General features: G+C 64.4%; 27 protein-coding genes. 14 read left to right on the plus strand and 13 right to left on the minus strand.

The features are described 5' to 3' along the window. Nucleotides 1-69 precede the first annotated feature (69 nt). Together AC56QP_RS18405 and AC56QP_RS18410 are read left to right on the plus strand one after the other, a co-directional pair. Nucleotides 70-450, plus strand: coding sequence for a nuclear transport factor 2 family protein (locus tag AC56QP_RS18405; RefSeq protein WP_489858656.1), 381 nt, complete (start codon nt 70-72; stop codon nt 448-450). A 12-nt stretch (nt 451-462) separates the two neighbouring features. Further along, nucleotides 463-1068, plus strand: a complete 606-nt coding sequence (locus tag AC56QP_RS18410) for a DNA-3-methyladenine glycosylase (RefSeq protein WP_489858655.1) — start codon at nt 463-465, stop codon at nt 1066-1068. 127 nt (nt 1069-1195) lie between these two features. On the opposite strand, the gene AC56QP_RS18415 is transcribed toward AC56QP_RS18410, so the two are convergent. The 4 genes from AC56QP_RS18415 to AC56QP_RS18430 are packed head-to-tail and all read right to left on the minus strand — an operon-like array spanning nt 1196 to nt 4882. Further along, nucleotides 1196-2332 (minus strand): ABC transporter permease, encoded by a 1137-nt coding sequence (locus AC56QP_RS18415; protein WP_489858654.1) that lies wholly within the window; start codon nt 2330-2332, stop codon nt 1196-1198. Next, nucleotides 2329-3249 (minus strand): ABC transporter ATP-binding protein, encoded by a 921-nt coding sequence (locus AC56QP_RS18420; protein ID WP_489858653.1) that lies wholly within the window; start codon nt 3247-3249, stop codon nt 2329-2331. The genes AC56QP_RS18415 and AC56QP_RS18420 overlap by 4 nt, the downstream gene beginning before the upstream one ends. Continuing rightward, the gene (locus AC56QP_RS18425) at nt 3246-4196 is read right to left on the minus strand and encodes an HlyD family secretion protein (protein ID WP_489858652.1); all 951 of its coding nucleotides are present in this window, start codon (nt 4194-4196) and stop codon (nt 3246-3248) included. Before AC56QP_RS18425 ends, AC56QP_RS18420 begins: the two co-directional genes overlap by 4 nt. Further along, a complete protein-coding gene (locus AC56QP_RS18430; protein ID WP_489858651.1) occupies nt 4193-4882 on the minus strand; it encodes a CerR family C-terminal domain-containing protein in 690 nt (229 codons plus the stop codon). Before AC56QP_RS18430 ends, AC56QP_RS18425 begins: the two co-directional genes overlap by 4 nt. Nucleotides 4883-4992: 110 nt before the next feature. Here AC56QP_RS18430 and AC56QP_RS18435 point away from each other — a divergent pair, with 110 nt between their 5' ends. The 3 genes from AC56QP_RS18435 to AC56QP_RS18445 are packed head-to-tail and all read left to right on the plus strand — an operon-like array spanning nt 4993 to nt 7254. Next, nucleotides 4993-5466, plus strand: a complete 474-nt coding sequence (locus tag AC56QP_RS18435; protein ID WP_489858650.1) for a CYTH domain-containing protein — start codon at nt 4993-4995, stop codon at nt 5464-5466. Continuing rightward, complete coding sequence (locus tag AC56QP_RS18440; RefSeq protein ID WP_489858649.1) at nt 5463-6401, plus strand: CHAD domain-containing protein; 939 nt, start codon at nt 5463-5465, stop codon at nt 6399-6401. Before AC56QP_RS18435 ends, AC56QP_RS18440 begins: the two co-directional genes overlap by 4 nt. A 52-nt stretch (nt 6402-6453) precedes the next feature. Then, on the plus strand, nt 6454-7254 hold the full coding sequence (locus AC56QP_RS18445) for a C40 family peptidase (RefSeq protein WP_489858648.1): 801 nt from the start codon (nt 6454-6456) through the stop codon (nt 7252-7254). Between the two features lie 9 nt (nt 7255-7263). On the opposite strand, the gene AC56QP_RS18450 is transcribed toward AC56QP_RS18445, so the two are convergent. Beyond that, the gene (locus AC56QP_RS18450) at nt 7264-8061 is read right to left on the minus strand and encodes a helix-turn-helix domain-containing protein (protein WP_489858647.1); all 798 of its coding nucleotides are present in this window, start codon (nt 8059-8061) and stop codon (nt 7264-7266) included. 113 nt (nt 8062-8174) lie between these two features. Between AC56QP_RS18450 and AC56QP_RS18455 the strand changes: the two genes are divergently transcribed. Both AC56QP_RS18455 and AC56QP_RS18460 read left to right on the plus strand, forming a co-directional pair. After that, on the plus strand, nt 8175-9035 hold the full coding sequence (locus AC56QP_RS18455) for an SMP-30/gluconolactonase/LRE family protein (protein WP_489858646.1): 861 nt from the start codon (nt 8175-8177) through the stop codon (nt 9033-9035). A gap of 129 nt (nt 9036-9164) precedes the next feature. Beyond that, on the plus strand, nt 9165-10091 hold the full coding sequence (locus AC56QP_RS18460) for a DMT family transporter (protein WP_489858645.1): 927 nt from the start codon (nt 9165-9167) through the stop codon (nt 10089-10091). Between the two features lie 372 nt (nt 10092-10463). Here AC56QP_RS18460 and AC56QP_RS18465 read toward each other — a convergent pair whose 3' ends face one another. Both AC56QP_RS18465 and AC56QP_RS18470 read right to left on the minus strand, forming a co-directional pair. Then, nucleotides 10464-11165 (minus strand): phosphatase PAP2 family protein, encoded by a 702-nt coding sequence (locus tag AC56QP_RS18465; protein WP_489858644.1) that lies wholly within the window; start codon nt 11163-11165, stop codon nt 10464-10466. 13 nt (nt 11166-11178) lie between these two features. After that, nucleotides 11179-11520: a hypothetical protein gene (locus tag AC56QP_RS18470; protein ID WP_091576210.1), complete on the minus strand. Its 342-nt coding sequence runs from the start codon at nt 11518-11520 to the stop codon at nt 11179-11181. Nucleotides 11521-11737: 217 nt separating this feature from the next. Between AC56QP_RS18470 and AC56QP_RS18475 the strand changes: the two genes are divergently transcribed. Continuing rightward, nucleotides 11738-13729, plus strand: coding sequence for a PhoX family protein (locus AC56QP_RS18475; protein ID WP_489858643.1), 1992 nt, complete (start codon nt 11738-11740; stop codon nt 13727-13729). 142 nt (nt 13730-13871) lie between these two features. Then, nucleotides 13872-14096: a hypothetical protein gene (locus AC56QP_RS18480; RefSeq protein WP_091575851.1), complete on the plus strand. Its 225-nt coding sequence runs from the start codon at nt 13872-13874 to the stop codon at nt 14094-14096. 19 nt (nt 14097-14115) lie between these two features. Here the strand turns inward: AC56QP_RS18480 and AC56QP_RS18485 are convergent, their stop codons facing one another. The 3 genes from AC56QP_RS18485 to AC56QP_RS18495 all read right to left on the minus strand — a co-directional run bounded on the left by AC56QP_RS18485 (nt 14116) and on the right by AC56QP_RS18495 (nt 16637). Beyond that, nucleotides 14116-14796: a GNAT family N-acetyltransferase gene (locus AC56QP_RS18485; protein WP_489858642.1), complete on the minus strand. Its 681-nt coding sequence runs from the start codon at nt 14794-14796 to the stop codon at nt 14116-14118. Then, on the minus strand, nt 14793-15284 hold the full coding sequence (locus AC56QP_RS18490; RefSeq protein ID WP_489858641.1) for a MarR family winged helix-turn-helix transcriptional regulator: 492 nt from the start codon (nt 15282-15284) through the stop codon (nt 14793-14795). Before AC56QP_RS18490 ends, AC56QP_RS18485 begins: the two co-directional genes overlap by 4 nt. Nucleotides 15285-15440: 156 nt before the next feature. Beyond that, nucleotides 15441-16637, minus strand: a complete 1197-nt coding sequence (locus AC56QP_RS18495; RefSeq protein ID WP_489858640.1) for a flavin-containing monooxygenase — start codon at nt 16635-16637, stop codon at nt 15441-15443. A gap of 356 nt (nt 16638-16993) precedes the next feature. Between AC56QP_RS18495 and AC56QP_RS18500 the strand changes: the two genes are divergently transcribed. Further along, the gene (locus AC56QP_RS18500) at nt 16994-18031 is read left to right on the plus strand and encodes a phosphatidylglycerol lysyltransferase domain-containing protein (RefSeq protein ID WP_489858639.1); all 1038 of its coding nucleotides are present in this window, start codon (nt 16994-16996) and stop codon (nt 18029-18031) included. A gap of 44 nt (nt 18032-18075) precedes the next feature. On the opposite strand, the gene AC56QP_RS18505 is transcribed toward AC56QP_RS18500, so the two are convergent. The 3 genes from AC56QP_RS18505 to AC56QP_RS18515 all read right to left on the minus strand — a co-directional run bounded on the left by AC56QP_RS18505 (nt 18076) and on the right by AC56QP_RS18515 (nt 20908). Beyond that, nucleotides 18076-18837 (minus strand): ABC transporter permease, encoded by a 762-nt coding sequence (locus tag AC56QP_RS18505; RefSeq protein WP_269904499.1) that lies wholly within the window; start codon nt 18835-18837, stop codon nt 18076-18078. Further along, nucleotides 18834-19760, minus strand: a complete 927-nt coding sequence (locus AC56QP_RS18510) for an ABC transporter ATP-binding protein (RefSeq protein WP_489858638.1) — start codon at nt 19758-19760, stop codon at nt 18834-18836. Before AC56QP_RS18510 ends, AC56QP_RS18505 begins: the two co-directional genes overlap by 4 nt. Nucleotides 19761-19939: 179 nt before the next feature. Continuing rightward, nucleotides 19940-20908 (minus strand): quinone oxidoreductase family protein, encoded by a 969-nt coding sequence (locus AC56QP_RS18515; protein ID WP_489858637.1) that lies wholly within the window; start codon nt 20906-20908, stop codon nt 19940-19942. A gap of 60 nt (nt 20909-20968) precedes the next feature. On the opposite strand from AC56QP_RS18515, the gene AC56QP_RS18520 reads away from it, so the two are divergent. The 4 genes from AC56QP_RS18520 (at nt 20969) to AC56QP_RS18535 (ending at nt 26765) form a co-directional block, all read left to right on the plus strand. Then, nucleotides 20969-21457 carry a MarR family winged helix-turn-helix transcriptional regulator gene (locus tag AC56QP_RS18520; protein ID WP_489858636.1) on the plus strand — a complete coding sequence of 163 codons (489 nt, stop codon included), beginning with the start codon at nt 20969-20971 and terminating at the stop codon, nt 21455-21457. Between the two features lie 208 nt (nt 21458-21665). Beyond that, nucleotides 21666-23027: a cytochrome ubiquinol oxidase subunit I gene (locus tag AC56QP_RS18525; protein WP_489858635.1), complete on the plus strand. Its 1362-nt coding sequence runs from the start codon at nt 21666-21668 to the stop codon at nt 23025-23027. Nucleotide 23028: 1 nt separating this feature from the next. Next, nucleotides 23029-24033, plus strand: coding sequence for a cytochrome d ubiquinol oxidase subunit II (locus AC56QP_RS18530; protein ID WP_489858634.1), 1005 nt, complete (start codon nt 23029-23031; stop codon nt 24031-24033). Nucleotides 24034-24191: 158 nt separating this feature from the next. After that, complete coding sequence (locus AC56QP_RS18535; protein ID WP_489858633.1) at nt 24192-26765, plus strand: mechanosensitive ion channel domain-containing protein; 2574 nt, start codon at nt 24192-24194, stop codon at nt 26763-26765. Nucleotides 26766-26774: the final 9 nt, after the last annotated feature.

Below are 26774 nucleotides of genomic sequence, written 5' to 3' on the forward strand. Positions count from 1 at the left end.
TCACGCACCGGTCCAAAATGCCGGAGCGCTACCGCACTGTATCGGTGCCGATGGTCAAGGAGATTCGATATGGAGGACCGGGAGATTCGAGCGGCCCTCGATCGTCACTGGGCTGCCTCCGATGCGAACGATCTCGAGGGGGAGCACCAAATCTACCGGGAGGACGCGGTGCTCGACTATCCGCAATCGGGGGAGCGCATCCACGGGCGGCGCGACATCCAGTCGTCGCGCGCCGCGCAGCCGAACCGGAAGCGCTTCACAGTGCGGCGGATCATCGGTGCGGGCGACCTCTGGGTCACGGAATATGTCCTGGCCTATGACGGGCGGCCGTCTTACACGGTGAGCATCATGGAGTTCCTCGATGGCAAGGTGGCCCGCGAGACCCAGTATTTCGGCGATCCGTTCGAGCCGGGGCCTTCGCGCGCGCAATGGGTCGAGCGGATACCCTGAAACCCGGCCGCCATGAGGATGATCATTCGCCGTCCGCTCGCCCGCTCTGAATTGCCCGGCGATACGGCCGAGCTCGCCCGCACCCTCATCGGCAAGGTGGTGGTGCGCGAATTGCCTGAAGGTATCGTCAGCGGCCGCATCGTCGAGACCGAGGCCTATGTCGTCGGCGACGCCGCCGGGCACGGCTACCGGGGGATGACCCCGCGCAACCGTTCGCTGTTCCTCGAGCGCGGGCATGCCTATGTCTATCGCGCCTACGGTACCTCCTACATGCTGAATGTCTCGAGCGAGACGCAAGGGGTCGGCACCGGCGTGCTGATCAGGGCGCTCGAGCCGCTCGAAGGCATCCCGATCATGCGCCTCAATCGCGGCGTCGAGCGCCTGCGCGATCTGGCGCGAGGACCAGGAAGGCTCGCCGCGGCGTTGCGGATCGATCATTCGCTCGACGGGCTCGATCTTTGCCGGCAAGGCCCGCTGTGGCTCGCAGGCGATGACCACCAACCCGGCGAAATCGGGCAGAGCATCAGGATCGGAATTTCGAAGGATGCGGACCGCCTGCTGCGATTCTATGTCAGGGAGAGCCCGTTCGTCAGCGGTCCAGGATCGCTCAGGAAATAAGAGACGGCGACACTTTCAGTGTCGCCCCAATGTCTGTTCATGGCGCGCGATGTGGTTCCGTGGCTCGATCCAAATGTCCGCCGTCCAACCCGTCTCGGCCATTTGGCCAGCCAGCTGAATCTTGATGCTAATCCAGCGTGCGGCGGAATCGCAGCAGCGCCGTGCCGGCAAACACCACCACGAACAGCAGCAGCCAGCCGACCTCGGTCCCTATCGCATTGAAGTCGGCGCCCTTCAGCATCACCGCCCGGGTGATGCGCAGGAAATGCGTGAGCGGGAAGATCTCGCCCAGGACCTGCGCCCAGCCGGGCATGCCGCGATAGGGGAACATGAAGCCGGACAAGAGCAGCGACGGCAGGAAGAAGAAGAAGGTCAGCTGCATCGCCTGCATCTGCGAGCGCGCCATGGTCGAGATCGTGTAGCCGAGCAGCACCAGCGCAAGCACGAACACAAGCACCGCCGACAGAAGCAGCGTCAGCGAGCCGACGAACGGGATGCTGAACAGGAGCTTCGCCGCGACCAGCACCACCGCCACCTGCACCGCGCCGACGACGAGGAAGGGCAGCACCTTGCCGAGCATGATCTCGGCCGGGCTTGAAGGCATGGCCAGCAGGTTCTCCATCGTGCCGCGCTCGGTTTCGCGCGTCAGCGCCATGGCCGTCATCATCACCATGGTCATCTGCAGGATGACGCCGAGCAGGCCAGGCACGATGTTGTATTGCGAGACGCCTTCCGGATTGTAGCGCCGGTGAACCACCACCTGCAGCTGCCCCCTGGCGCTTTCGGCGGCGGTCGCCTGCATGCCCTGCGCGCGCAGCAGCGCCTGGCTCGCCACCTTGCTCAAGGTCGAAACGGCGCCGCTCGCCGCGGAAGGGTCGGTTGCGTCGGCCTCGATCAGGATCTGCGGGTTGTCGCCGCGCTCGACCCGCCGGGCGAAATCGGCCGGGATGGTCACCACGAAAGAGACGGCGCCCTTGGCCATCAGCGCCTCGGCCTCGGCGGCGCTCTGCGCCACATAGTCGAAGTGGTAGTAGCCCGTCATCTGCAGGGCGGAGACCATGGCGCGCGTATACTGGTCGTTGCTGATGGCAACGAGCGCTGTCGGCAGGCTCTTGGGGTCGTTGTTGATGGCGAAGCCGAACAGCACCAGCTGCATCAGCGGCACGCCCAGCATCATGGCGAAGGTGATGCGGTCACGCCGCATCTGGATGAACTCCTTGATCAGCAGCGCGCCGAGCCTGGCGAAGGAAAAGACGCTGTTCATGCCATGTTGTCCTTCGAGCCGGACATGAACTGGATGAAGACGTCCTCGAGGCTGGTTTCGCCCAGCGTCAACGTCACCCCCTTATGCTTCTTCTCGACATCGGCGAGCGCGGCTTCGAGCTTCTCCCTGTCGGAGCCGACGACATGCAGCGTCGCGCCGAACGGCGCCACCTGGTCGACACCGGGCCGGCCATCGAGCGCCGCCGCGACCTGGTCGAGCCGCGGGCCCTGCACGATGAACGTAGTCAACCCGGCATTCCTGACCACTTCGGCCACGGTGCCGGTGGCCAGCATCTTGCCATAAGAGATGTAGCTGATGCGGTGGCAGCGCTCGGCCTCGTCCATGTAGTGGGTGGAGACCAGTACGGTCAGTCCGCCGCTGGCGAGGCGATGGATTTCGTCCCAGAATTCGCGCCGCGCCTTCGGATCGACGCCAGCCGTCGGCTCGTCGAGCAGAAGCAGCTTCGGCTTGTGCATGATGCAGGCGGCCAGCGCCAGCCGCTGCTTCCAGCCGCCGGACAATGTGCCGGCTAGCTGGTCGCGGCGCGAGATCAGGCCGAGTTCCTCCAGCGTCCTGGCGACATACTCACCGACCGGCTTCAGCTGGTAGAGCCGCGCCACGAATTCGAGATTCTCGCCAATCGTCAGATCCTCGTAGAACGAGAATTTCTGCGTCATGTAGCCGACTTCGCGCTTGATGCGCAGACTGTCGGTGCGGATGTTGAAGCCGAGCACCGTGCCTTCGCCTTCATCGGCCGTCAGCAGGCCGCACATGATGCGGATGGTGGTGGTCTTGCCCGAACCGTTCGGCCCGAGGAAGCCGACGATCTCGCCCTCCGCCACCGCCATCGTCACATGGTCGACGACGGTCTTGTCGCCGAAGCGCTTGACCAGGCCGTGGACGTCGATGGCGTTCATTTTCCGGCATCCAGTTCGACATCGACGATCTGGCCGGGCTGCAGCGGGCCGGCATCGCCCTCCGGCCGCGCCTCGACCAGATAGACCAGCTTCTGCCGGTTCTCCAAGGAGTAGATCACCGGCGGAGTGAACTCCGGATCCGGCGAGACATAGCTGACCCGCGCCTTCACATCCGGGCCACAACCGTCGCAGTGGACGTCGAGCACGGTGCCGACCTTGACCGAGGAGAAGGCGCTTTCCGGTATGTAGACGGTGAGCTTCATCGCGCCGTCGGGCAGGATCGAAATGACCGGCGCGGTCGGACCGGCGGTGTCGCCCGGATTGCGGATGACGTCGTTGACGCGGCCGGGCGAGGGTGCAGCCAGCGCGCGCTTGGACAGTCGCCACTCAGCCTGTTCGAGCGTTGCCTGCGCCTGCTTGACCTGGTTGTCGGCGGCCTTGATCGTCTCGGCGCGCGCCGGCAAGCCGCCGACCGCGAGATTGGCTTCCGCCTGGCCGAGCTGCGCGTCGGCTGTCTCCAGCGTCGCCGACGCGGTGTCGAAATCGGCCTGGCTGCCGGTGCCGCGCTTGAACAGGTCGGCGGCGCGCGTATATTTGCGCCTTGCGTCATCCGCCTGCGCCTTGGCCATGTCGACCTGAGCCTTGAGCGCCGCGATTTCTTCCGGCCGCTTGCCGACCTGCAGATCGGCAAGCTGCGCCTGGGCCTGGGCCAGGCTTGCCTGCGCCTGCGCCACCGCGATCTTGGCATCGGCACTTTCCAGCGTCACAACGGTCGTGCCGGGCACAACACGATCGCCGCGCTTGACGGTGACCGTCTCGACCTGCGCCACCTCGATCGGCGCCAGCAGCACATAGTCGCCTTCGACATAGCCGACGGCCAGCGGTGCCGCCGGGGCACAGGCACCGAGAAGCTGGGCGGCGAGCGGCAGCGAACACAGAAAGCTCATGGTCTTTGCCCCTTCCTGGCAGCCAATATGGCCTTGAGATTGTCCGATGTGGCCGCCACCACCTTGGCCGCCTCGGCGGCGCCGATATCGCGCCAGCCCATGCGGCGCATCACCGCTTCGCGGCCGATGCGGAAATAGACGACCTGGCCGATCAGCGTGAACACGGTGAGCCGGGTTGCCTCGCTTTCGGCCGGTTCGCCCGTCGCCTGCTCCCACAGCTGGCAAAGCCGGCGGTGCGTCGGCTCGAACACGCCGTCATAGATGCGATCGAGCGCCGCCGTCGGATGGGAGAGCTCGCGCAAGACGAACTGCACGATCTCGCCAGCCTGCGGACTTGCCACGACAAAGCCGACCATCCGTTCCAGCGCCGCGAACAGTTGCGCCCGCGCCGCCTCCGGACTGCCAGGGACAGGCGCCTGCGCATTGCCGAGCGCCTGGCCGGCAACCGTCTGGATGGTCTCGACGATAAAGTCGGCGGCAGCGGTGCGAAGGCCTTCCTTGCCGCCGAAATGATAGGCGATCGAGCCGATATTGGCTTGCGCCTCCGCGGCGATCTCGCGCGTCGAGGTGCCGTCGAAACCCTGCCGCCCGAACAGTCTCAGCGCCGCCCGGACAAGGGCGGCTCGAGTAGGCTCCGCGGGAGATGTCTCGCGGCGTGGGCTTTTGGCGTTCGACGACCTGGTCATGCAGACTATTTAATCAATCGATTGATTAAAGTCAATCTGTGTGCGCGGCTGACTTTGCCATCGCCGGCGGCACTTGCCATCGCCGGTGGCAACCGCTTTAGTGCGCGGCCATGGGCAAGGAAGTCGAGCGCAAGTTCCTGGTCTCCAGCACCGCATGGCGGGATCTGGCGGAGGCGGATATCCGCATTCGCCAGTTCTATCTGGCCGCGACACCCGGTCGAACCGTGCGCATCCGCATCAGCGATGGCGCCTCCGCCAAGCTGACGCTCAAATTCGGCAGCAGGGCGCGCGTGCGTGACGAATTCGAATATTCGATCCCCTTGGCGGAAGCCGAGGAGATGCTGGCCTTCGCCATCGGACGTGTCATAGAGAAGACACGCCACCATGTTAGGCATCGCGGCTATCTCTATGAAGTCGATGTCTTTGGCGGTCCGCTTGCGGGACTTGTGGTCGCCGAACTCGAGACGCCGGAAGACGTGCCGGACGAAATGCTGCCTGACTGGCTCGGCCGCGAGGTCACCGGCGAGTCTAAATTCTACAACGCGTCGCTCGCCCTCGGGGGGATTCCGGAGATCGCCGCATGAGTTTTCGTATCGATCCGCGCCTGCCGCTGACCGGCGAGGTCAGGCGTATCCTGTCCGAGGAAATCGGCAAGGCGCTGGCTCATCTCGACGCCGCGTCCAGCCGGCCGGAGCAGGCGCTGCACAAATGCCGCAGGCGACTGAAGAATGTGCGCGCGTTGTTGCGCCTCGTTCGTTCCGGAGACGAAACATTCTGCGACACCGAAAACCAGTGCTACCGCAACGTGGCGGGGCTGCTTGCCGGGCCACGCGAGGCGACGGCGCTGATCGAGACCATCGACCGGCTGGCGGCAAGCTACCCCAAGGAGAGCGCCGGCGACGGACTGGGCGTGGTGCGCGACAGGCTGGTCGCTCACCAGCAGGAACTGCATGAAGGCAGCGGGCTCGAAGCGGCGATCGGCGCGGCAACCGCCGCTTGTGAAGAAGGCTTGAAGCGGATCGAAAGCCTGACCCTGCCGGACCAGCCGGAACAGGCGGCCGACGTGCTTGCCGACGGCGCCCGCAGCACCTTGCGGCGTGCCAGGAAGGCGCTCGACAAGGCCCGATCGCGCGGCGAAGCCAATGACTTCCACGATCTGCGCAAGGCGGCCAAGACGCACGGCATGCATCTGTCGCTGCTCGGCAGGCTGTGGCCGACACCGATCAAGGCCCGGCGTAAGGCGGTCGACGAACTGGGCGAGCGGCTGGGCGAGCTGCACGACGTGCTGGTGATGCGCGCACTCCTCGACAGCGGTGAGCGGCCGCTCGGATCGCCCGAGGACAAGAAGCTTCTGGGCAAGCTTCTGAAACGGTCGGAGAAGAACCTCAAGAAGACCTGCCTGGCCGAGGCAACCGAGCTGTTCGGGGACAGCCCCAAGCGCTCGACACGAAAACTGGCCCGCAAGGCACGCGACGATCTGGCCGGCGCGGCGGAAGATACTAGCGCGGTGGCCAGCTGACGAACGGTGCGGCTGGCGTCGAGCCGCCTGCATATGCTAATCGCCGTACGGCATGACCAAGCCCGGCGACACGCTTCTGGATCGACTTGGCCGCTGGCTTGCCGGCCGGCTGCAGGAAGAATCCTCCGGCTACGAACCCTACACGCCATCCGATGCCGAGACGCTGCGCCGCACGCTGGAGCCGGGCGACATCCTGCTGATCGAGGGCAACCAGAAGATCTCGGCGGCAATCAAGTACCTTACCCAGTCGACCTGGTCGCATGCGGCTTTCTATGTCGGCGATGCGTTGCCCGAGCCGGAGGACGGATCGGAGCGGCCGCGCCTCATCGAGGTCACGCTCGGCGAAGGCTGCGTCGCCGTGCCGCTGTCGCGCTACCGCACCTATAACACCCGTATCTGCCGGGCGAACGGGCTGACACCGGAGGACCGCGACAAGGTCGTCGCCTTCATGATCGGCAAGCTCGGCCTGAGATACGATCTCAAGAACCTTTTCGACATGCTGCGCTACTTTTTTCCGACGCCACCGGTGCCGGTTCGCTGGCGCCGCCGCATGCTGGCCTTCGGCTCCGGCGACCCGACACGGGCAATCTGTTCGACGCTGATCGCCGAGGCCTATGGCCAGATCCGCTATCCGATCCTGCCCGAGATCACCCGCGCGCCCGGCCGCGCTTCGGCGCAATCGAACTATTCCCGCAAGGAAATCCTGCACATTCGCCATCACTCGCTGTACACGCCGCGCGACTTCGACCTGTCGCCCTATTTCCGCATCGTCAAGCCGACGCTGGAATATGGGTTCGACTACCGGGCCGTGACGTGGGACGACAGGGCTGCCGACGCGGAGGCGGCTGACTAGCAGGCTCAACTATGCCGGCATGGGTCTCCGTGCCTTGGCGGTCCGCTCGTTTGCTGTCGCGCCGGCGTCGCGCGGATGGGGGCCGATCGGCATGATCGCCTCGAACGGCGTTGCACCAAACGCGAACGTCCATTTGTAGCCGGTGAGCCCGTCCTCCGGCGTGGTGTGCTGGTCGTGATGGGCCAGCAGTTTGGCGCGATCGGCCAGATCCTCGGCCTCGCGGCGCACCATCTCCGCCGTTTCCGGCCGCATCCGCCTGCTGAAGCTGACGAAGGTCGCCTCCTTGTCGATATGAGTGATGGCCCAGCCGACGAAGTTCTTGTTGGTCATCTCGAACAGCGGCCTCAGCGGCCCTTCGAAATTCCACTGGATCGGCGTCTCGACCAGCAATCTTGCCGACAACCCACGGCCGAGCGCGACCAGACCCAGTTCCTCCAGGTCGCGCAGATAGAGGAACATCGAAGCCTCGCTCAAACCTTGCGAGCGCATGATGCCTTCGGGCGTGAATTTCTCCGACAACATGACGAAGACGAACAGCAGCGCCGGCCGGCCGGCCAGCTTGCGCTCGATCTCCGGCGCGATGTGGTTGACCGGTCCCGGCCCCCGGTTCATCGAGCCGAGCACGTTTTCCAGCTCGACGCCGGCGGCGGCGCAGATTTCCATCAGCCGGTCGAGCTTGCAGTTGCGCTCGTGGAAAATGCGCTTCACCGTCGGCTCGGAAATGCCCATGCGTTCGGCAAGTTCGCGATAGGTGACGCCCTTCGCCTTCAGCGTCCGTTTCAGTGCCTCGAAGATCAGGCCGTTCATGGGATGCACCTCTTGCCGCGGATTTCGTATCGACTTTCGATACTAGTAGTGATCGGGCTTTCGCAAAAGTATCGAAAATCATAGCTGTCCGCTGTCATCACAGGAGACCAGCCATGAACAGCTTCATCACCCCGGCGTTTCTCGCCATCTTCGGCATGGCCACGGCGCCAGTCGCCCAGGCCGGCGAACTCTGGCGGGCCACCGGCCTCGAACAACCGGAATCGGCGCTGTTCGACGCCGCCAACAAGCGCATCATCGTCTCCAACATCGTCGGCAATCCCGGCGAAGCCGACGGAAACGGCTATCTGTCGGTGCTGTCCCTGGACGGCAAGACGGTCACCCGGCACTGGACCTACGGCATGGATGCGCCCAAGGGCATGGCGATATCGGGCGGCAAGCTCTATGTCGCCGACATCACCAAGGTTCGCGTGGTCGATCTGGCCAGCGGCAAGCTCGTCGCCAGCATCGCGGTGCCGAATGCCGTCTTCCTCAACGACATGACATCCGACCAATCCGGCAAGGTCTATGTCACCGACATGCTGGCCGACGCCATCTACCGCGTCGACGGTGACCGGCCGGAGCTGTTCGTCAAGGACGCGGTGCTGGCTTCGCCCAATGGCGTCTTCGCCGATGGCAACCGGCTGATCGTCGCCTCCTGGGGCGAGGGCATCAGGCCCGACTTCAGCACCGCCGAACCGGGCGGGCTGCTGTCGGTCGATCTCGCCAGCAAGGTGGTTTCGCCATTGCCCGGGGCGCAGAAATTCGCCGCTCTCGATGGCGTCGTCGCTCTTCGCGACAGCATCTATGCGACCGCCTACATGACCGGGACGCTCTACCGCTATCGTGCTGGCGGCGCGCCGGAAGCGGTGGTGCATTTCAAGCCGGGCAGCGCCGACATCGGCACCGACGGCAAGTCGATCCTCTATGTGCCGCTGATGAACGAGGGCGAAGTGGCGGCGCTGAAGCTCGACTGAGAATGCGTGCGATGCCTCCGGATCAGCCCACGAGACTCTCGCAAGGCGTCGCCCAATCGGCATTGGACCTCCATATCGACGGGACTGCCATCTGGTCCTGCCCTTCGCCCTGGGATATCCGGCTGCACCATGAGTGTAGCCGTGAAGACATCCAGCCTGAGCGGCGCCGTTTCCCCGATGATCCCGGTGCTGGTCTGCGCGCTGGCGATCTGCCTGCTGTCGGGGATGGATGCGGCGATGAAGACCCTGGTTATCGCCGTCGGCGTCTACAACACGGTGCTGTGGCGCAGCATGGTCGCGACTGTCGTCGCGGGCGCCGCCTGGTCGGCGGGGCCACGCTCGAAGCCAACCCTTGCGGTGCTGAGGCTGCATGCGCTGCGCGCCGCGATTGTTGCCATGGTTCTCATTTGTTTCTTCTGGGGTCTCGCCAGGTTGCCGCTGGCGGTGGCGATCGGGCTCAGCTTCGTCGCGCCCTTGTTCGCGCTCTTCCTCGCCGCGCTGTTGCTGGGCGAACGTATCCGGCGGCAAGCGATCTGGGCATCGCTGGCCGGTATCGCCGGCGTCGCCATCATCCTGGCCGGCCAGTTCGGCCAGGCAAGCTATTCGCAGGATGCCCTGCTTGGCACGGCGGCGGTGCTCGTCTCGACGGTGTTCTACGGCTATAATCTGATCCTCGCCCGGCAACAGGCGCAGCTGGCCAAGCCGATCGAGATCATGCTGTTCCAGAACCTTTGCGTCGCCATCATAATGGGTCTCGCCGCACCCTGGCTCGCCGTCGCTTTGCCGGCTAATCTCTGGCTGCCCCTCGCCGGAGTGACAGTGCTGTCGCTAGCCGGGCAATTCCTGATGAGCTGGTCCTATGCGCGCGCCGAAGCGCAATATCTGATCCCGACGGAATACTCGGCCTTCATCTGGGCGATCGCGCTTGGCTGGTTCTTCTTCGACGAGCAGGCCGCCTGGACCACGCTGGCAGGAGCATGCCTGATCGTCGCCGGCTGCCTGATCGCCGCGCGCGCCAACCCGAAGCTTGCCGAGCCAATCGAGGCGGCGATTTAAGGAAGCATGTCTGACGCTGTACACCGCTTGCTTGGAAGTTAGCCAAGAAGTTGCGCGCGGGCGCACGAATAGCTTCGACCCAATCGAGGCGGGCCAGCTGATCCAGCCGGCGCAATTTCCAGGTGATTACCCGCCACGGTCAATGACGCTGTGACGAGATGGCGGTGCGTGCGGCTGTCATGCTAGCCTGTCGCATTGTCGTCGTTGGCGCGTGAACTCGACGGCGACCCCGTTTCATCGACAAATCGAAGGGATAAGCCGTTGAGAATCCTGAAGGCTTTCATGACGCCGGCATGCGCGGTGTCGATAATCTTGCTGCTGGCAGGTTGCGGGCATGTCATCAACAGGATGATCTGACGCCGAGTTTGCCGGTCAGGCGTCGTCGTCCACCACCTTGCGTCGCTGCAGAAGCCGCGCCACCAACCAGCACAGCATCGCCCAGGCGAAGCCAGCGCACCAGCCGGCCAGCACATCCGACGGCCAATGGACACCGAGATAGATGCGGCTGACGCCGACCAGCAGCGTCGTCAGCACCGCCAGCGACAACACGTAGACCTTGGTTGTCCGGCCTGGCAGGAAGCGAGCCGCCAGCGAGCCGAGCGTCAGATAGGTCACCGCCGACAGCATGGCGTGGCCGCTCGGAAAGGACAGCGAGGTCTCGGTGACCAGATGCGAGACGAGTTCGGGTCGTGGCCGGTCGACGCCGACCTTCAGCAGGCTCGACAGCGCCTGGCCGCCGGCCACCGCTGCGAAGATGAGAAACGCCGTTGCCGGGCGGCGGATCAACAGCAGGTAGATGATTGTCGCCGCCGTGATCAGCACAAGCACGCTGACGCTGCCGAGGCTGGTGATGTCGCGCATCGCGCCCTCCAGCCATGGAGCACCGATCGGGACACCCGGCTGACCGGCCTGACGGAAGGCAAGCAGGATTTCGGTGTCGAAGGCATGCGGCGTGGTGGCTCGCGCCACCTCCATCAATTCCTCGAATCCCCACAGGCCGCCGGCGACGACCAGGCCGGCCAGCAGCACCGGGAATTCGAGCCGGTTGAGCAGAGCGTTCGCAGCGTTCTTCATCAGCTATTCGCCGTTACAATCGCGCTTGCAGATAGGGCCCGAGCGTGATCAGCGCCACGGCGGCGACCGCGAGCACGATACCGGTTGCCTGCAGCACGTTGACGCGCTCGCCGAAGAACACCAGCGCCACGACATTCACCGAGACCAGCTGGATGACGGCCGAGAGACTGAACGACACCGACATGCCGAACTCGCGGATCAGCCTCAGCATGATCAGGTTGCCCAGCGAATAGAGCGCGAGCGTCAGCAGGATCTTGCCCAGGCTTGGCGCCAGTCCCCATTGCTTGGCGGCGGTCGCCGCCAGCAGGAAGATCACCGTCGAAAAGCCGAGCTGCAGCAATCCCGAAAAACTCACGCCCTGTCCCTCTCGAAGCGGCGCGCGCCGCGTGTATTGCAGACCTTGTTTCCGAAGCGAGCGGGCACGTCAAGCAGACCTCTTGCTTGGATGGCGGATCGCGGATTGCCGTGGGCGGTTGAAAGTGGCGGCTGGTGTCACGAAAATGTGATCGGCCGGCTATATCGGTCAAACTCGTATCCCGCTCCAGCCACTCCAATAGCCAGAGGCCAGCCCCATGACTGATCATCGCTCCCCCGACACCCGATTCGCCACCAGCCGGCTCGAGGAAAACGAAGGACCGACCAGCAACGCCACCGACAACCGCACCATGGGCGAGATCATCGCCGCGCGATTCTCGCGCCGTGGTTTCCTGAAGGGTTCGCTGGCCGTCTCGGCGATCGCCGCCACCGTCAGCCCGCTGGCGCTGGTCAGCGCCGACAAGGCCCGTGCCGCCGAAGGCTCCGCCTTCTCGTTCGACGAACTCGAGGCCGGCATCGACGACAAGCACCATGTCGCGCCCGGTTATGACGCCGATGTGCTGTTGCGCTGGGGCGATCCGCTGTTTGCCGATTCGCCGGAATTCGATCCCACGAAACAGTCGGCGCAGGCCCAGGCAAAACAGTTCGGCTACAACAACGACTATGTCGGCTATATCCCAATCGACGGTTCGGCCGAACACGGCCTGCTGGTGGTCAACCACGAATACACCAACCCGCATCTGATGTTCCCGGGCCTCGTCACCATCGCCGACGGCAAGGCCAAGCAGGCGCCGCTCAGCAAGGAGCAGGTCGATGTCGAGATGGCGGCCCATGGCGGCACCATCGTCGAGATCCGCAAGGTTTCGGGCAAATGGCAGGTGGTGCGCGACGGCAAGCTCAACCGCCGCATCACCGCCAACACCGAAATGGCGCTCTCCGGCCCGGTCGCCGGCCATGACCGCGTCAAGACCAATGCCGATCCGTCCGGCACCAAGGTGTTCGGCACCATCAACAATTGCGCCGGCGGCGTCACGCCCTGGGGCACCTATGTGATGTCCGAGGAGAACATCCACGGCTATTTCTCCGGCGAACTGCCCGAGGGCCACAAGGAAGCCGCCAACTACAAGCGCCTCGGCATTCCCGAAGGCGCCTATGAATGGGCGGCGCATTACGACCGCTTCGACCTCGCCAAGGAACCGAACGAGCCCAATCGCTTCGGCTGGATCGTCGAGGTCGACGTCAACGATCCGACCTCGACGCCGAGGAAGCGCACCGCGATGGGTCGCTTCAAGCATGAGGGCGCCGAATCGATCGTCGCCCGGGATGGCCGCGTCGTCTTCTATCTCGGCGACGACGAGCGCTTCGACTATGTCTACAAGTTCGTCACCGCCGGCCGGTTCAATGCCAGCGACCACGCCGCCAACAAGGACCTGCTCGACGACGGCACGCTGCATGTCGCCAAATTCGCCGAGGACGGTTCGGTGGAATGGCTGCCGATCGTCTTCGGCCAAGGCCCGCTGACCGCCGAGAACGGTTTTGCCAGCCAGGCCGACGTGCTGATCGAGACGCGCCGCGCGGCCGACCTGCTCGGCGCCACCAAGATGGACCGCCCCGAAGACATCCAGCCCAATGCCGTCAACGGCAAGGTCTATGTCATGCTGACCAACAATTCGAAGCGTAAGGCAGACCAGGTCGATGCCGCCAATCCGCGCGCCGCGAACGCCTTCGGTCACATCATCGAGATCTCGGAGGACGGCGGCGATTTCACTGCCGCCAGGGGCAAGTGGGAGGTGCTGCTGAAATGTGGCGATCCGGCAGTGGCCGATGTCGGCGCCACCTTCTCGACGGCGACGACGGCCAATGGCTGGTTCGGCATGCCCGACAATTGCGCGGTCGATTCAGCCGGCCGGCTGTGGGTCGCCACCGACGGCCAGGGTCCGAAAGCCACCGGCCGCACCGACGGCCTGTGGGCGGTCGACACCGAAGGAGCGGCGCGGGCGACCTCGAAACTGTTCTTCCGCGTGCCGATCGGCGCCGAAATGTGCGGCCCGCTGTTTGCGCCTGATGATCAGACCGCCTTCGTCGCGGTCCAGCATCCGGGTGACGGCGGCGAGGACTGGGAGGCGTTCGGCCGCCCGTCCTACTATGAGGACCTGTCGACCCGCTGGCCCGACTTCAAGCCCGACATGCCGGTGCGGCCGGCGGTCGTTGCGATCACCAAACAGGGTGGCGGCAAGATCGCCGTCTGACACGAACCCTTTTTTCAATTTTCAATCTGAAGGGGGACTCCGGATCACCGAAGTCCCCTCCTTTTTGCACGAAATCATTCAAGCCTCGGGAAAGATTGGCAATTTACACGTGGCGCCCTAGGTCATGCCCAGGAGACCCACCATGCCGAAGTCCGTCTATGACCGTGGCCTGCTCAAGCCTGGCGAGATCGCCAGGCTGCAGCGCGTCTTCGACGAGGCCTGCCGGCAGCGCGAAGCGCATCCCGATTCGGCCGAGGCCCGCGAGATCGCCCTTAACCTGCTCGCCCTGCACAATGCCGGCATGGTCGAGGAGGACATGCTGATGGAAGCCGTCGGTTTCCGCCGGCTTGAGCCGAAGTCGGCATGACCCACGAGCCGGCGGCTGCCTACCCCGCGCGCTGAACCACGGCCACGTTCATTGCGCTTCGCAATCGGAAGCCGATGGACTCGTATAATTTGATGGCGGCAGCGTTCGTGGCATAGGCGTGAAGATACGGTATCTCGCCGCGCGCCATGATCTGGTTTGCCACGAACAGGGACAGCAGCCGGCCGAGGCCAGCGCCGCGAAACTCCGGATGCGAGCACACGCCGCTGAGTTCGGTATAGCCGGGCTGCTTCATGCGCTCGCCGGCCATCGCCACCAGCCGGCCCTCGATTTTTACACCCCAGAACTCGCCGAGGCTCAATGCTCCGAGCGTGAACGGACCGGGCCTGGTGAGCAACGCCAGTGCCAGCATCTCGGCTGCATCGTCTTGCGTCAGGGGCTGCACGCGCTCGTCCGACACGGTCCGCAACGGCGCCTCGGCAATCATCTGGACGCCGAAGGCGGTCGAGATCGCCGATAGCCCAACAGGAAGGGCAATGGCGTCCGCCTGAAGCATGATCACGCTCTCGTTTGGGGGAACAAGCTTCGCGAGCGCCTGGAGGCTTTCCGCCTCGTCCGTGGCGGTGGCCGCGAAGGGAACGATCGACGACGGATAGCGCCTGGCGAACTTGTCCCCTTGCGCGAAGGCCTGATGGCGCGTGTCCAGCGCGCTCCAGACGGGACGATCGAGCACGTGCTTCATTGCGCTGCGCCCTTGCTCATTTTTACACGACGATCGAGCGGGACTGCGGCCAAACCGTCCTCGAGGGCGGCCAGTTGATCGAGCAGCGGCCCCGAAAGGCCCCGGCACAAATCCGCGACGGCACCCTCGATGCGCGGCCAGACGTCTCGCTTTGCAATATCGACAAGGCTCTGACCGCCCTTTGTGAGGGAGACCATCCTGCGCCGCTGGTCGCCGTCCGATTGCGTGACCTCGACCAGTCCCAGATTAGCCAGAAGCGACACGCTTCGCGTCACGCCTGGCTGGGTGATGCCGAGAGATTGCGCCAGTTCGCCGACCGGCAACGGTCCCAGCCTGTCGAGCGCGGCCAGGAGAGGGTACTGGCTGGACTGAACCGGAACGTCCAGGCAATCGAGCAGACGCTGCGTATCGGCCTGCAGTTGCTCGCCGATCCGCTTCAACCTGCTGCCCAGGCACAGGAAGCCAAGAGATCGCAAGACGTCTTCCATCACATTCTCGCTCACCATTAACCCATAACATGTTATATAACAAAGCAAGAAAAGTCAAGCACGCGCCGTGCGAGCGTGCATCGAGCAGTGTGCAGTAGGCGGATTCCCGAATCGACCGGGGCGCCCACCGTTGGTTGCCGCCGCCTCGAACCGAAATCAGCGTGACGCAGCGGCTTGGCGGGAGACGCCAGCGGAACCGGCAATCAGCTTGGCGATCGCTTTTGCCATGATGACGGAATTGGCGAAGCAGCCGCGGATGCTTGGCCGCATGCCGGTGAACCAGAGGCCGGGCAATTTCGGATCGCTTTCGCCGCCGTTGAAAAGTGGAAAGCCCTTGCTGTCGAGCACACCCAGCTTGCCGACCATGGGCTCCAGCCCGGTGCGGTAGCCTGTCGCGGCAATGACGATATCGGGAGCGACCAGGTTGCCATTGGCCAGGATCACACCATCGCGGGTGAATTCCCGTATTGCCGGCGCCACGACAATCCGGCCCGACTTGATGGCGTCGACGGCGCCATCGTCGGCGGCGATCGCCGTGTAGTCCGAAGCCAGGCGTGTGACGCCGCCCGACGGCGCGGGCGGCATGCCGAATTTGGTCAGGTCGCCGAAAGCCAGGCGCTGCGTCGCCGCGATCACCGCATCGGCGAGCCGCACGGGCAAGCGCGCCATGAGCGGCGAGAGCCGGTGCACGGCGATCTTGCCGATCCGCTTGGGCAGAAGGGTAGGGCCGTTGCGGGCCGACAGCCAGACCGCGGCCGTGTCCACCGTCGCCAGATGATTGAGCGCGTCGAAGCCCGAATTGCCGGCGCCGACGACCAGCACCTTTTTGCCGGCATAATCCTTCGCCTCGCCAAAATCCGCCGAATGGATGATCCGGCCGGTGAAATCCTTCATTCCTCTCCATTCGGGAACGAAGGGCTGCCTGTCGCGCCCGGTGGCGATGACGACATTGCGGGCCAGGCGCGGTCCGGCGCTGGTCAGCACCGCCCAATGATCGCCCTTGAATGCGATCTCTTCGACAGCGACGTCGAACTGCACCGGCAGCCCGTGCGTCTCGCTGAACTCATTGAGATGGCGGATGACGAGGGTGCGGGGCGGAAAGGCCGGCGTGCCGGCGGGGAAGCTGACGCCGGGTAGCGAAGATAGGTCGCGATGGGTGTTGAGGTGCAGGTTGAGGTGCCGCCGGTGCCAGGGCTCGGCCAGCCGGCTTTCCTTCTCCAGGATCGTGGTCGGCACACCGGCCTTGATCAACGCATGCGCGGCGGCCAGTCCGGCGGCGCCGGCGCCAATGACGATTGCCGGCTCGACTGCCACCGGCTGGCGCGCCACCGGTCTGATTGTCGTGTCAGCCATTGTCTCTCGAATCCTCATTCGATCCTTCCGGCGCCGCGCCTCGGTCATGGAAGCGCAAGGCACGCCGCTTCGTTCTGATATTGCGCATGATCCTTATCGCGAATCGCCAGCGATTCCCGGGCCGTGCGCCGGCCGCGGTTGCGTCCTATATGGCACATACGCCACATCGACGGTAATCAGGTCGCGGCAATGTGATTGATTCGAGGTCCGGGGGCTTGGCGGATCTCTTGTCACCAGCGCGGGAACTCGAAACTCGCAGTCGGTTTTCGAGTTCACGGGCGAAATCAAAGCGCCACGGCGTGTCTTGCGTGTCCACAAGGTGCGCGGCGCTGCAGACGGTACGCGGAATCTCGACCATGCCCTCCTTGCGGATCTATTTCGACAAAATTCTCGAGGGGGCGGCGCCCAAGGTCCCGCGGCAGGATCTGACGCATGTCGAGCGCCTGGCGCTGGTCCGCCGGCATGGCGATTTCTCGCTGGCCTATTCCACCGCCGTGCAAGGCAAGCTCTCTTATTTCGGCGATGCCGACGGCTACATCGCCTTCGGCACCAAGATGAAGCATCATTTCGCGCTCGGCGATCCGGTGGCGGCTCCGGCCCATCGGCCCGACTACATCAGGCGCTTCGTCGAGACCGCCGGCAGCCCGTGGTTCGTGCAGATCGGCGAGGAAACCGCGCGCGTGCTGGCCAGCCTCGGCTACAAGGTCAATCGGCTCGGCATCGACACCCGCCTCAGCTTGCCCGACCATGATTTTTCCGGGAAGCGCAACGAAACCGTGCGTTACTCCGAGCGCTGGCTGTCGAAGAAGGGCTTTTCGTTCGACGAGGACAAGCGGACGATCTTTCTCGACGAGATCGCCCGGCTTTCCGAAAACTGGCGCAGCGACCGCATCGTCAAACGCTGGGAGATGGGCTTTCTCAACCGCCCGTTTGCCGACCAGCTCGGTATCGACATGCGCCGTTTCGTGCTGCACGGCCCCGATGGCGAACTCATCGCCCTGCTCGACTTCGATCCGTTGTTTCGAGACGGCAAGGTCATCGGCTACACCACGGCCTTCAAGCGCAAGCACATCAATGCCTCGCCGCATGCCGAGATCGGCCTGACCAAATTCGCGGTCGACCGTTTTCGCGAGCAAGGCATGTCGGTGGTCACCCTCGGCCTGTCGCCGATGCTCGATATCCGGCCAAGCGGATTTGCCGAAAGCGATTTCTGGCGCAACACCTTCCAGCGCGCCTACGAATCGCCATGGATCAACCGCCGCAGGTTCAACCTGCAAGGCCAGGCGGCGTTCAAGCGCCGCTTCCACGGCACCGAGGAGCCGACCTATATCGCCTTCCGCAAGGGGACATATGTCGAGATGCTGGGACTGCTGCGGCTGGTCAAGGCGGTCTAGGTGCTCGGCGCGGCCCTGGCCAAAGCCTTTTCATTGAAGCCGCGTCAGTTGCGCAGCCGGTAGCCGGTCCTGAAGATCCAGGCGACGATCGCTATGCAGACCAGCAGGAAGACGACGGTCATGCCGAGGCTGATGCCGACCGAGACGTCGGACTTGCCAAAAAAGCTCCAGCGGAAGCCGCTGATCAGGTAGACGACCGGATTGAACAGCGTCACCGTGCGCCAGATGCCGGGCAGCATGTTGATTGAATAGAAACTGCCGCCGAGGAAGGTCAGCGGCGTGATGATCAGCAGTGGAACCAGCTGCAGCTGCTCGAAACTCTTCGCCCAGATGCCGATGATGAAGCCGAACAGGCTGAAGGTCACCGCCGTCAGCACCAGGAAGGCGACCATCCAGAACGGATGCTGGATCGAAAGCGGCACGAACAGCGAGGCGGTGGCCAGGATGATCAGGCCGAGGATGATCGACTTGGTCGCCGCGCCGCCGACATAGGCGATGACGATCTCCAGATAGGAGACCGGCGCCGACAGCAACTCGTAGATCGAGCCGACGAATTTCGGGAAGTAGATGGCAAAGGAGGCGTTGGAGATCGACTGCGTCAGCAGTGACAGCATGATCAATCCCGGCACGATGAAGGCGCCGTAGCTGATGCCGTCGATCTCGGTGATGCGTGAGCCGATGGCCGAGCCGAAGACGACGAAATACAGCGATGTCGAGATGACGGGCGAGACGATGCTCTGCAGCACGGTGCGAAAGGCACGCGCCATTTCCATCCGGTAGATGGCCCAGACCGCGCGCAGGTTCATGCGTCTTTCCTCACCAGGTTGACGAAGATCTCCTCGAGCGAGCTGTTTTGCGTGTCGATGTCGCGGAACTGGATGCCGCCAGCCTCGAGATCGCGGATCAGCGAGGCGACGCCCGGCCGCTCGGCCTGATTGTCGTAGGTGTAGGTCAGCTGCCCGCCGTCAGGCGACAGCTCCAGCGCGTAGCGCGAGAAGGCCTCGGGAATGGCCGTCAGCGGACTGCGCAATTCCAGCACCAGCCGCTTGCGGCCAAGCTTGCGCATCAGTTCGGCCTTGTTCTCGACCAGGATGATCTCGCCGCGATTGATGACGCCGACGCGGTCGGCCATCGCCTCGGCCTCTTCGATATAGTGGGTGGTGAGGATGATGGTGACGCCATCCTCGCGCAGCCGGCGCACCATCGCCCACATGTCCTGACGCAGTTCGACATCGACGCCCGCCGTCGGCTCGTCGAGGAACAGGATGCGCGGCTCATGCGACAGCGCCTTGGCGATCATCAGCCGCCGCTTCATGCCGCCCGACAGGGTGATCGCCTTGGAGTCCTTCTTGTCCCACAGCGACAGATCGCGCAGCACCTTCTCGACAAAGGCATGATTAGCCGGCTTGCCGAACAGGCCACGGCTGTAGTTGACGGTCGCCCAGACGGTCTCGAAAGCATCGATGGTCAGTTCCTGCGGCACCAGGCCGATCAGGCTGCGCGCGGCGCGGTAGTCCTTGCTGATGTCGTGGCCATCGACCGTGACGGTGCCCGTCGACCGGTTGACGATGCCGCAGACGATCGAGATCAGCGTCGTCTTGCCGGCGCCATTGGGACCGAGCAGCGCAAAGATCTCGCCGCGCTCGATGTCGAGGTTGACTTCCTTGAGCGCCGTGAAGCCGGTTGCGTAGGTCTTGGAGACCCCGGAAATGGAGAGGATGGAGGGCATGGCTGAAAACGGCTGCCTGAAAGAGGTGATCTGATATAGGTCGAATGTCGTTGCATGCAACCGGAAGTCAATGCCGCTGCTGACAGTTCTCGACAATCATCGCCAGCACAGCCATTGCGGCCGGCGGCGAATATGACCGCCACCGGGACCCAGGATGCGGATGGAGAGATAGGCTCCAGTCAGGCGTGCCGCCCATCCATGGTGAACACGGTGCGCCGTGTGCTGTCGTCCTTGGCCCATGCCTGTTCGACATCCGCCAGCGGCACGGATGTGGTCGCGATTTCGAGGCCGGCTGGCACGGTGGCGCGCAGCAAATCGTCGATGCAGGCGATCATGCGATCGAGTGGGATGCTGCCGATGCCGCTGCCCATCAGCGTAATGGGCGACGATCGAAGCACGGCGCTCGGCAGTGCAATGTCAGACCCGCTGACAGAGCCGACCTGGACAAAGCGGATCGGCACGGCCTCAGTGCCGGCCTTGGCGGCGGCGATGAGAAGACGCTCGGCGCTGTGGCCCCAGAGATAGTCGATGACGACATCCACGCCCTCGCTGAATTGTCGCTTGAAGCTGTTCTCCAGCACCGCTTCGTCCTCGACCAGCGGTATCGTCACATCCGCCCCAAGTGCAGCGACCGCATCGAGTGCTGCCGCGTTGCGGCCGGTGGCAATGATCTTCATCGCCCCGAGATGCCGGGCGATCTGGACGGCGAGACGGCCCGCCGTGCCGGTGGCGCCATTGATCAGCACGGTTTCACCTGCCTTGAGTTTTGCCCGTTCTGTATAGGCCGCCCATGACGACATGCCGGGATTGGCAATCGCCGCCGCGGTGACGTCGTCGAGATCGTCGGGCAGCGCCACGCAATGCGCCGAGGGAACGATTGTTCGTTCCGCCATGCTGCCGAGGGGCGTCTTGGGCAAGACGAAATAGACCCTTTTGCCATCCTCAAGTCGGCCGACACCGTCGATGCCGACGATGAAGGGGAAATGGCCCGAAGAACTGTAGTGAGCACCCGAGGCGCGGCTTTTGACGACATGGCTGATGGCGGCGGCTGTGACCGCGACGCGGCTTTCGCCCGCCGCCGGCACCGGCTCCGGAAAGTCGCCATAGACAGGGGTTTGCCCGGCGCTTGAGACAATCGCGGCTTTCATGGTGGTTTTCCGTTTTGGTTCCGATACTATGTGTATAATGCACATATGAGGAGTTTCGGCATGCCGTCAACAAAAAACGTGCAAAATACACATATTGGCACGCAGCTTCGGCAGCTTCACGGAGCGCTGCTCGATATCGTCGGCCAGATGAACCGGCCGCAGCGCGACGAATTGCTCATCAAGGCGGCCGGTATTCCGCTCGACCGGGCGCTGTTCCCGCTGCTCGTCGGCATCCAGCGTTTCGGGCCGATCGGCGTCGTCGAACTGGCCGACCGCGTCGGGCGCGACTACACGACCGTCAGCCGCCAGGTCGCCAAGCTCGAGAGCCTGGATCTGGTGCGGCGGCAGGGCAGTGCCGCCGACCGGCGCGTGCGCGAGGCCGCCATCAGCCCAAAAGGCGAAGCGATGACCGGCCTCGTCGACGCGGCGCGCGAGAAGATCGGCCGCGCCATCTTCGAGACCTGGGACGCGCATGACATCGAGGAACTGGTGCGGCTGATGCGCAAGTTCGCCGATGCGCTCGGCGATGTGCCGGAGACTGGCGCTTAGAGAATTTCAGGAAAACCGTGAAACAGTTTTCCCGGGAAAGGCGCGTCGCGCTTTCCCGAGGGAATTGCGTCAGAACAGAAAACGGGATGCGCCTGATACAAGCGGCAAGATTGTCCTGTGACGTTCAGCCTCGCGGCAGAACGCCACTTTGACCGACCGGCTCGACGGCCCTATCCTTGCCGGCATAAGAAGCAGCTGGAGCCCGCCAATGGACCCGCTCATCCTGTCGCGTATGCAGTTCGGCGCGAATATTTCGTTCCACATCCTGTTTCCGACAATCACCATTGCGCTTGGCTGGGTGCTGCTGTTCTTCAAGCTCCGCTACAACGCCACCGGCGATTCCGCCTGGATGCGCGCCTATTTCACCTGGGTGAAGGTGTTTGCGCTGTCCTTCGCCATGGGCGTGGTCACCGGCGTCACCATGAGCTTCCAGTTCGGCACCAACTGGCCGGGCTACATGCAGAAGGTCGGCAACATCGCCGGGCCGCTGCTGGCCTACGAGATCCTGACCGCCTTCTTCCTCGAAGCGGCCTTCCTCGGCATCATGCTGTTCGGCTTCCGCCGGGTCTCCAACCGCATCCACACATTGGCGACGGTGCTGGTGGCCGGCGGCACCACCGTCTCGGCGTTCTGGATCATCGCGCTGAATTCCTGGATGCAGACGCCGGCCGGCTTCGAGATGCGCGACGGCGTGGCACACGCCGTCGACTGGTGGGCGATCGTCTTCAACCCGTCGATGCCCTACCGGCTGGTCCACATGCTCTTGGCCTCCGGCCTGACGGTGTCTTTCCTGATCGCCGGCCTGTCGGCGCTGCGCTACCTCAAGGACGACCGTTCGGAATCGATGTGGAAGGCGTTGCGCACCGGCGTCTTCACCGCTGCGATCCTGATCCCGATCCAGATCTTCGCCGGCGACCAGCACGGGCTGAACACGCTGGAGCACCAGCCGCAGAAGATCGCCGCCATGGAGGCCAACTGGAACACCGGCCCCAACGTGCCGCTGGTTCTCTTCGCCCTGCCGGACGAGGCGGCCAGGGAGAACAGATTCGAAATCGCCATTCCGGACGGTGCCAGCCTTGTGCTGCGGCACCGCACCGACGGTGTCGTGCCGGGGCTGAACGACTATGCCGGCAACCATCCGCCGGTCTTCCCGGTGTTCTGGGGTTTTCGCATCATGGTGGGCACCGGCCTGCTGATGCTGGCTGTCTCCTGGTCCGCCGCCTTCTTCCTCAAGCGCCGGCATCGCCTGCCGAAGCCGCTCGCCTTGCTGATGGTGCCGATGGGGCTGTCGGGCTGGCTGGCGACGCTGGCCGGATGGTACACCACCGAAATCGGCCGCCAGCCTTGGCTGGTGACAGGGGTGCTGAAGACAGCCGACGCCGTCGGCCCGGTGGCTGGCAGCCATGTAGCGCTGACGCTGGCCATCTACCTCATTCTCTATGCGTTCTTGTTGATCGCCTATCTTGGCGTGCTGGTGCACCTGGCGCTGAAGGCGGCGAAGGACGGCGATTCATCGCCGCTGCCGGGTGTGATGAACGCCGCGCTGTCGCAGCCATCCGCAGGAGAGTGACATGACCTACGACTGGCCAACCCTGCTGCCGCTGATCTTCGCCGGCCTGATGGGCCTCGCCATCCTGATCTACGTCATTCTCGATGGTTTCGATCTCGGCATCGGCATCCTGTTCGCCGCAGCGGAAGACGCCGAGCAGGATACGATGATCGCGGCCATCGGCCCGTTCTGGGACGCCAACGAGACCTGGCTGGTGCTGGCCGTCGGCCTGCTGCTGGTCGCCTTCCCGCTGGCGCACGGCGTCATCCTGACCGCGCTCTACATTCCGGTGTTCGTGCTCCTGGTCGGGCTGATCCTGCGCGGCGTCGCCTTCGATTTCCGCGCCAAGGTGCCGACCGAACGCAAGCACCGCTGGAACCGTATTTTCTTCCTCGGTTCGCTCATCGCCTCGCTGGCGCAGGGCTATATGCTGGGCGTCTATGTGCTGGGCCTCGATATCGGCTTCGGCGGCATGGCTTTCGGCGCGCTGGTGGCGCTCTGCCTCTCGGCCGCCTACGCGGCGATGGGGGCGGCCTGGGTTATCTACAAGGCCGAAGGCGAATTGCAGAGAAAGGCGGTGCGCTGGCTGCGCACGGCGCTGGTGCTGACCGCGCTCGGCATGGCCGCGGTGTCGCTGGCGACGCCGTTCGCCAGCCCGCGTATCTTCGACAAATGGTTCGTCTGGCCCTCGATGCTCTATCTGTCGCCGCTGCCGATCCTGTCGGCCCTACTGTTCCTCTGGCTTTGGCGGCAGACCTTCCACCTGCCCAAACCCGACGACCGCCATTCGCTGAGGCCGTTCCTGACGCTGGCCGCCATCTTCACGCTTGGCTTTGCCGGTCTTGCCTGGTCGTTCTACCCGTTCGTGGTGCCCGACAAGCTGACCATCTGGCAGGCGGCTTCGGCGCCGGAGAGCCTGGCCATCATCCTGGCCGGCACCGTGGTCGTGCTGCCGGTCATCATCTTCTATTCATTCTATGCCTACCGGGTGTTCGGCGGGAAGGCGACCGACCTGACCTATGACTGAGGTGCATTGAGAGGTGATGCCGGCCTGCAAAATGCGAATTGGCTTACCCTAATCCTTGTTGATTCCGCGTTGCTGACGAAAAAGTCGTCGCGCCTGATCATCTGCCGGAAATACAATATTCATCTTCAAGCGGAATAACCCTTCTTCGGCCGGCGCGCATGAGAGCCGGCGAGAAGAAGGGCAATCCGATGCGCGATGTCCACCTCACCCCGGCAGGCCGGGAGCGCTTGGTCTTCCTCTTGCTGCGCGTGCTTGCCCTCATTGCCGCGCTTGTCCTTGCCGGCCTGCTGCCTTCGCTGGCGCACGCGCAGGAGGTAGCCAATTGGGCTGGCGTCTGGGACACCAAATGGCGCGGTGGCGGTGCCCAGATCAAGTTCGAGCAGAATGGCGCCGACGTCAAAGGCGTCTACCCGCTCTACAATGGCCGCATCGAGGCACGGGCCGAAGGCGAAACGCTGGAAGGCCGCTGGTTCGAAGGCAATCGCCAGGGCGAGTTCAGCTTTGTCCAGTCGCCCGATGGCGAGAGCTTCATGGGTCGCTTCGAATCCGCCACCGCCGAATGGTGGACAGGCGTGCGGGTCAGCGCCGTCGACAATATCGGCGTCGATCAGGCCAACCCGATGACCACCATGCGCTCGTTCCTGCAGACCATGAACGAAAGCGGCGCCGACAACGTGCCGCGCGCCACCGGTGGCGGCATGGGCCTTGCCGCGCTCGCCGCCGGCCTCATCGATGTCAGCGAGGCCGATCGCGGCGGCCTCAACATGCCCGACTACACCAAGCTGCTGTTCTCCGTCATCGACAAGACGACCTTCCGTCTGTGGGGCCTGCCGCACGATGCGATCGCCGCCGACGAGGTGACGGCCAGGCTGCAGCAATACGGCACCAGCGTCTCCTTCGACGTCACTTTCCGCCGCAGGAATGGCGCGTGGTTCATCGTCGGCCCGCCGCTGGCCGCGCTGCAGGCCAAGCTCGCCGAATTCCAGGCGGCGCGCGGCGAAGCCGTCGACATGGTCGACGATCCCAGCAAGCTCGCCTCACCGCGCGATACTTTCAAGATGCTGCTCGGCGGCATCTCGGAGGTCGGCGATCCGGCGGAGGCGGCACTGGACCTGCGCGACTACAATTCCGCCGTGCGCGCCGACGAGGCGATCCTGCTCGAGCGCTACCTGAAGAAGGTCATCGACCGCATCGGCTATGTCTACTGGCAAGAGATTCCCGACGATCCCAGGAGCAACACGCCCTTTGTCTATTTCGAGCATCCGTCCGGCAATGTCGTCGTCGGCCCGGTCGACACCGGCAAGGCCAAAGTCTGGCAATTCACGCCCGAGACGCTGGCCAACATCCGCACGCTCTATGCCGATGTCGAGGACGTGCCGGTGGCGCCGGAATTCGCCGCCTTCGCCAGCGGCGATCCATTCTTCGCCACCCGGGGCTTCGCCCGCGAGATCAGCCCCGCTCTGCTTACCCGCGCCGGACCGATCGAACGCTGGCAGTGGCTGGCGCTCGGGCTGACGGCACTGGCCGGCATCGCTTTCGGCTTCGTCGCCAATGCGCTGATCGGGCTTGTTGCCGGCGCACGCGGCGACACCGAGCGCTCGACCTTCCTGCGCGTCGTCGCTTGGGCGGTGCGCGCCATCGTGCTTGGCCTGTTCCTGTTGTTCGCGCTGCGCCCGCTCGGCCTGCCGCAGGTCATCGCGGCCCCCGTCAAGGCGGTGGCCTGGAGCCTGATCGTGATCGGCTTCGTGCCGGTGGTCTGGCACCTGATCGGCAGTTTGGCCGGCCATTATCGCAAGATGTGGCAAGTGCCAGGCTATCACGACACGCTGATTTCGCTGTCCACCGGCGTTGCCCGCGTCGCGGTGCTGGTCGTCGCCTTCCTGCTGCTCGCCGAAGTGCTTGCCATCCCCTACGAAGGCGTCATCGCCGGTCTCGGCATCGGCGGCCTGGCCGTGGCGCTGGCGGCGCAGCCGACGCTGCAGAACTTCCTCTCCGGCCTGACGCTTTATGCCGACCGTCCGGTCAGCGTCGGCGACTTCTGCAAGTTCGGCGACCAGTCGGGTACCATCGAGCATATCGGCATGCGCTCGACGCGCATCCGCTCGCTCGACCGCACCATCATCTCGGTGCCGAATTCCGACTTCGCGGGCATGCAGATCGAGAATTACGCGCATCGCGACCGCACGCGCTTCGCCACCACGCTGCAGCTGCGCTACGAGACCACGCCCGACCAGCTGCGCTACACGCTGGCCGAGTTGCGCAAGCTGCTGATTGCGCACCCGCGTGTCATCGAAGACCCATGCCGCGTCCGCCTCGTCGGCTTCGGCCCCTATTCGCTCGACGTCGACATCTCCACCTACATCATGACAGCCGACGCCTCCGAGTTCCTCGCCATCCGCGAGGACATATTGTTGTCGATCATCAACATCATGGACGAAGCCGGCGCGCAGTTCGCCTTCCCGGCGCAGCTGGAGTACAGCGCCGCCGACCTGCCCATCGACGAGGACAAGCGCGTCGCCGCCGAGAAACGGGTCAGCGACTGGCGAGAGGCGGAAAACCTGCCCTTCCCCGACTTCAGCCAGCTCGACAGGTTTGCCCTCAACAACACGCTTGCCTACCCGCCACAGGGATCGGCGCACTACCGCGAGACGGAACCCGACCCGCAATCGGCCGAGGCCAGGGCGACGCTGGAAAAGGTGCGCTGGAGCCTGCCCTGGCGAAAGGGCACGTGACGGAACGGC

It is taken from the genome of Mesorhizobium sp. RCAM 05104 (assembly GCF_059683645.1).

Coding starts and splice junctions, on each gene's coding strand:
- AC56QP_RS18405 (WP_489858656.1), top strand. CDS start 70: ATGGAGGACCGGGAGATTCGAGCGGCCCTCGATCGTCACTGGGCTGCC.
- AC56QP_RS18410 (WP_489858655.1), top strand. CDS start 463: ATGAGGATGATCATTCGCCGTCCGCTCGCCCGCTCTGAATTGCCCGGC.
- AC56QP_RS18415 (WP_489858654.1), bottom strand. CDS start 2,332: ATGAACAGCGTCTTTTCCTTCGCCAGGCTCGGCGCGCTGCTGATCAAG.
- AC56QP_RS18420 (WP_489858653.1), bottom strand. CDS start 3,249: ATGAACGCCATCGACGTCCACGGCCTGGTCAAGCGCTTCGGCGACAAG.
- AC56QP_RS18425 (WP_489858652.1), bottom strand. CDS start 4,196: ATGAGCTTTCTGTGTTCGCTGCCGCTCGCCGCCCAGCTTCTCGGTGCC.
- AC56QP_RS18430 (WP_489858651.1), bottom strand. CDS start 4,882: ATGACCAGGTCGTCGAACGCCAAAAGCCCACGCCGCGAGACATCTCCC.
- AC56QP_RS18435 (WP_489858650.1), top strand. CDS start 4,993: ATGGGCAAGGAAGTCGAGCGCAAGTTCCTGGTCTCCAGCACCGCATGG.
- AC56QP_RS18440 (WP_489858649.1), top strand. CDS start 5,463: ATGAGTTTTCGTATCGATCCGCGCCTGCCGCTGACCGGCGAGGTCAGG.
- AC56QP_RS18445 (WP_489858648.1), top strand. CDS start 6,454: ATGACCAAGCCCGGCGACACGCTTCTGGATCGACTTGGCCGCTGGCTT.
- AC56QP_RS18450 (WP_489858647.1), bottom strand. CDS start 8,061: ATGAACGGCCTGATCTTCGAGGCACTGAAACGGACGCTGAAGGCGAAG.
- AC56QP_RS18455 (WP_489858646.1), top strand. CDS start 8,175: ATGAACAGCTTCATCACCCCGGCGTTTCTCGCCATCTTCGGCATGGCC.
- AC56QP_RS18460 (WP_489858645.1), top strand. CDS start 9,165: ATGAGTGTAGCCGTGAAGACATCCAGCCTGAGCGGCGCCGTTTCCCCG.
- AC56QP_RS18465 (WP_489858644.1), bottom strand. CDS start 11,165: ATGAAGAACGCTGCGAACGCTCTGCTCAACCGGCTCGAATTCCCGGTG.
- AC56QP_RS18475 (WP_489858643.1), top strand. CDS start 11,738: ATGACTGATCATCGCTCCCCCGACACCCGATTCGCCACCAGCCGGCTC.
- AC56QP_RS18480 (WP_091575851.1), top strand. CDS start 13,872: ATGCCGAAGTCCGTCTATGACCGTGGCCTGCTCAAGCCTGGCGAGATC.
- AC56QP_RS18485 (WP_489858642.1), bottom strand. CDS start 14,796: ATGAAGCACGTGCTCGATCGTCCCGTCTGGAGCGCGCTGGACACGCGC.
- AC56QP_RS18490 (WP_489858641.1), bottom strand. CDS start 15,284: ATGGAAGACGTCTTGCGATCTCTTGGCTTCCTGTGCCTGGGCAGCAGG.
- AC56QP_RS18495 (WP_489858640.1), bottom strand. CDS start 16,637: ATGGCTGACACGACAATCAGACCGGTGGCGCGCCAGCCGGTGGCAGTC.
- AC56QP_RS18500 (WP_489858639.1), top strand. CDS start 16,994: ATGCCCTCCTTGCGGATCTATTTCGACAAAATTCTCGAGGGGGCGGCG.
- AC56QP_RS18505 (WP_269904499.1), bottom strand. CDS start 18,837: ATGAACCTGCGCGCGGTCTGGGCCATCTACCGGATGGAAATGGCGCGT.
- AC56QP_RS18510 (WP_489858638.1), bottom strand. CDS start 19,760: ATGCCCTCCATCCTCTCCATTTCCGGGGTCTCCAAGACCTACGCAACC.
- AC56QP_RS18515 (WP_489858637.1), bottom strand. CDS start 20,908: ATGAAAGCCGCGATTGTCTCAAGCGCCGGGCAAACCCCTGTCTATGGC.
- AC56QP_RS18520 (WP_489858636.1), top strand. CDS start 20,969: ATGCCGTCAACAAAAAACGTGCAAAATACACATATTGGCACGCAGCTT.
- AC56QP_RS18525 (WP_489858635.1), top strand. CDS start 21,666: ATGGACCCGCTCATCCTGTCGCGTATGCAGTTCGGCGCGAATATTTCG.
- AC56QP_RS18530 (WP_489858634.1), top strand. CDS start 23,029: ATGACCTACGACTGGCCAACCCTGCTGCCGCTGATCTTCGCCGGCCTG.
- AC56QP_RS18535 (WP_489858633.1), top strand. CDS start 24,192: ATGAGAGCCGGCGAGAAGAAGGGCAATCCGATGCGCGATGTCCACCTC.